We start from the raw sequence: 266 nt of genomic DNA on the forward strand, positions 1-266 counted from the left end.
AATCGATCATAGATACAATCAGTTCAGAACGTTGAGGTCGGGTTATAGAAGTGAAAGTCAAACTACTGGAAGTGAGTCAAGAGACAATGAGTGCTGAAGCAGGAACAGGCGGTGCACCCCCACAGATCGCAGTGTGCCCAGTACCGGTCGATGTACCTCCGAAATACACCCCCGAACAAGTGGAAAAGGCAAAGAAGGATGCACAGGAAATCTTTGACAACTTCGATTTGGACAAGAGCGGCTACATTGAAGCAGCGGAAGTGGAG

1 protein-coding gene is annotated in these 266 nt (G+C 48.5%); it reads left to right on the forward strand.

The window, feature by feature from the left end; genetic code table 11:
- Positions 1-50 precede the first annotated feature (50 nt).
- Positions 51-266: EF-hand domain-containing protein (locus tag L5876_RS14600; RefSeq protein WP_236957091.1), on the forward strand; the 216-nt coding region annotated here is incomplete at its 3' end.

It is taken from the genome of Hyphobacterium sp. SN044 (assembly GCF_021864465.1).
Taxonomy (GTDB): domain Bacteria; phylum Pseudomonadota; class Alphaproteobacteria; order Caulobacterales; family Maricaulaceae; genus Hyphobacterium.